The following is a 3,083-nucleotide window of genomic DNA, read 5'->3' on the forward strand; positions in this document are numbered from 1 at the left end:
GCGATAGGACTTCCCATCCGCGCGCGGGCGCAGGCGGTCGAGAGCGTCGCAGATCGCATGGACGACCTGGAGGTTAGTGCGCTCGGCGCGGCCGCCGATGATGTAGCTCTCGCCCGGCTTGCCGGCTTCGAACACCCGCGTCAGGGCGCGCGCGTGGTCATCAACATAGAGCCAGTCGCGGACGTTGGCGCCTGCGCCGTAGACCGGCAGGGGCTCGCCAGCCAGGCTCTTGACGATGATCAGCGGGATCAGCTTTTCCGGGAAGTGATATGGGCCGTAGTTGTTCGAGCAGTTGGTGACCAGCACAGGCAGCCCATAGGTATGGTGCCAGGCGCGGACCAGATGATCGGACGAGGCCTTGGATGCCGAATAGGGAGAGCGCGGGTCGTAGGCGGTTTCTTCGGTGAAGAAGCCGTCGTCGCCCAGCGAGCCGAACACCTCGTCGGTGGAGATATGGTGGAAGCGGAACGCCGCCTTCGCCGTGCCGTCTAGCCCGCGCCAGTATTCCAGCACCTGCGAGAGCATGTTGAAGGTGCCGAGAATATTGGTCTGGATGAACTCCGACGGGCCGTCGATGGAGCGATCGACGTGGGATTCGGCGGCCAGATGGGTGACCACCTCGGGGCGGAAGTCGCTCAGGGCCGCGCGGATCGCCGAGGCGTCGCAGATATCGGCCTGGCGGAAGGCGTAGCGGTTGCTGCTCGCCACGCCGTCGAGGGAGCGCAGATCGCCGGCATAGGTGAGCTTGTCGAGGTTCAGGACCTCATGCTCGGTGTTGGCGATTAGATGACGAACCAGGGCCGAGCCGATGAAGCCGGCGCCGCCCGTGACGAGAATACGCAAAGGTCACTTCCCCCATATGTCCGGCGAGGCGCGTTCCTCAGGTCGGGACGGAAGTCCCGGCCGGCGCGACAGGCCGCTTCATAAACTCCCCCGCGTCGAGGCGCGAGGACCCATGTGCGGGGCGCTGGGCGCGCCCCGGTTAGGACTGCCCCGCGGCCCGGCCGGTGGTGATGGCCGGCTGGGCGGTCTTGTCTTGGAGCTGCGGCTTTTCAACGGCTATCTTGTCGCCAGGCTTGGGAACCTCGAGCCGGACATCGGCCGTCTTGCGGTTCTCAAGGAAGCGCTTCTGGGCCGCGAGAATCCAGAGATAGGGCAGCACGGCCTCTTCGGAGAACCGATAGCCGCGGCCGTACTCGTCCTCATGAACTTCCAGCAAGACGTGCTTGGCGGCCAACTCGTCGATCGTGGCCTTGAAGGTCGCCGCATTGGCCGCGCTCGGATAAAGCGCGTCCACGTCGCGTCCGTCGAAGCGGCCGCTGTTGAACAGCGCCGCGCCAGCCATCACGCCCAACACATGCCGCACGCCGCTCTTGGCGGCTTGGTCGATCTGGGCTTGCGAATGCTTGGAAATCCGACCGCGGAATTCGGCCAGGGCCTGATCGACCGCCGTGGACACATCGTCCAGCGTCACCTTGACGCGACCGTTGTCGATCGCGGTGAGGCCGGAATGGTGGCTCAGAAGGCTGGCGAAATAGGGGGAGCCGTTGGCCACGAAGACGATGTAGTCCAGCGCGGCCTTGTCGAAGGTCACGCCGCTGATTTCTTCGCCGTTCTCCACCAGGTGGCTGATTTCGGCCGCGCTCATCTTCGGCACCTGCAGGGCGAAGATGTTCCGGCGGATCGAAGGGATGTGCTGGACCAGTTCGGTGAGGTCGGCGGCGACGCCGGCGATCACCAGTTGGGTGCGGATCGAGCGGTCCGAGAGGTTCTTGATCAGCTCAGCGATGTTGCGGCGGAAGTCCGGGGACTCGCAGACGTCGAACTCGTCGAGCACGACCAACAGGCGCGTGCCGGTCAGTTTGGCGAACAGGTCGGCGACCAGGCGCGGCGACAGCGGGCCCGGCGGCAGCAGGTCGGCCAGGGTGCCACCCTTTTCCGCCGCGTCGGCGGTCGGGGCGAAGCCGCGGTGGAACAGCAGGGGCACGTCGGCGGCGACGGCCCGGAAAATTTCGTCGAAATTGGAGCCCGCGCCGCAGGAGCAATAGACCACGATGTAGCGCGCCTCTTCGGCGGCCTGGGTCAGGACGTGGACCAGCGAGGTCTTACCGATACCGCGCTCGCCGTAGAGAATGACGTGGACGCGCTGGTCCTCGAGCGAACGGATCAGAGTCGTCAGGACGTCGATGCGACCCGCGAACATCCGCTTGTCGGTGATCGGTTGCGAGGGCGTGAACGCGCTGCGCAGCTTGATACGGGCGGCGGCGAAGCGGTCGTTGAGCCTGGGGCTCAGCTGATCGCCGGCGGTGGACTGGAACCGCGGGAAAGCCGCCGTCGAAGCCGCCGTCTTCTTGTTGATGGTGTCCTCGCGCGCGGCGGGCGCCGGCGAGAAGACGAAACCCGGCTGGGGCGTCGTCTTCGGCTTTCGCCCGAACGAGCGCGCCATCAAGCTATTTATCCAACTCACGGCGCCTCCAAGCACGCATGCTGCGGTGCATCTGAACTATCGTCGGTTTACGGCGACCAGCGTTTGCCCGCCATCCGTAAACACGGCGATTGTGGCGAAATCTTAAGCGAGGCGGAGTTGAGTCAACGTTAATTGCCGCGACGGCGTGTAAGCGCCGCAGCGCAACGACCTAGAACTTCAAGTTAAAGGGCTTCAGAACATAGGCTATGTAGACCAGCACAACCACGACGATCCCGAAGGCGATCGCGCCGTGGCCCTGATTGCCGACATAGTTGGCCAGCGCGCAGCCGATGCAGGCGGGCAGGTACTGGAGGATGTTGTCCTTGGGCTCTTCTTGCGCCGTGGACCTGTGCAGAAACAGGACAATCAGCGCCCCGAAGATCGCGACCGTCACCCAATCATAGATCGTCTGCAAGACACCAGCCCCTAAGCATTGCCGTTTTAAACCAAGCAAGGCGAAGCCTGCATAAATCAGACCACACCCGGGGCCGCAATGCGTTTCTGGGGCCGCCGCTGAGCTTACCGGCGCCGAAGCTCTGGTTTGACGCGGCCGAGTCCCGGCCTGGAGCAGATGTTGTCCCGAAGTTTGTCGCGGCGTGTTCAAGGTGAATGCGCG

3 protein-coding genes are annotated in these 3,083 nt (G+C 64.5%); all 3 read right to left on the minus strand.

The window, feature by feature from the left end:
• The coding region (gene rfbB, locus Q7T84_RS01050) for a dTDP-glucose 4,6-dehydratase (protein ID WP_304805710.1) at nucleotides 1-843 on the minus strand (843 nt) is incomplete at its 3' end.
• A 139-nt stretch (nucleotides 844-982) separates the two neighbouring features.
• The gene (locus tag Q7T84_RS01055; protein WP_304805711.1) at nucleotides 983-2,446 is read right to left on the minus strand and encodes an ATP-binding protein; all 1,464 of its coding nucleotides are present in this window, start codon (nucleotides 2,444-2,446) and stop codon (nucleotides 983-985) included.
• A 190-nt stretch (nucleotides 2,447-2,636) separates the two neighbouring features.
• Nucleotides 2,637-2,882, minus strand: coding sequence for an XrtV sorting system accessory protein (locus Q7T84_RS01060; protein WP_304805712.1), 246 nt, complete (start codon nucleotides 2,880-2,882; stop codon nucleotides 2,637-2,639).
• Nucleotides 2,883-3,083: the final 201 nt, after the last annotated feature.

Origin of the sequence: Phenylobacterium sp. (genome assembly GCF_030654915.1) — a bacterium.
Taxonomy (GTDB): domain Bacteria; phylum Pseudomonadota; class Alphaproteobacteria; order Caulobacterales; family Caulobacteraceae; genus Phenylobacterium.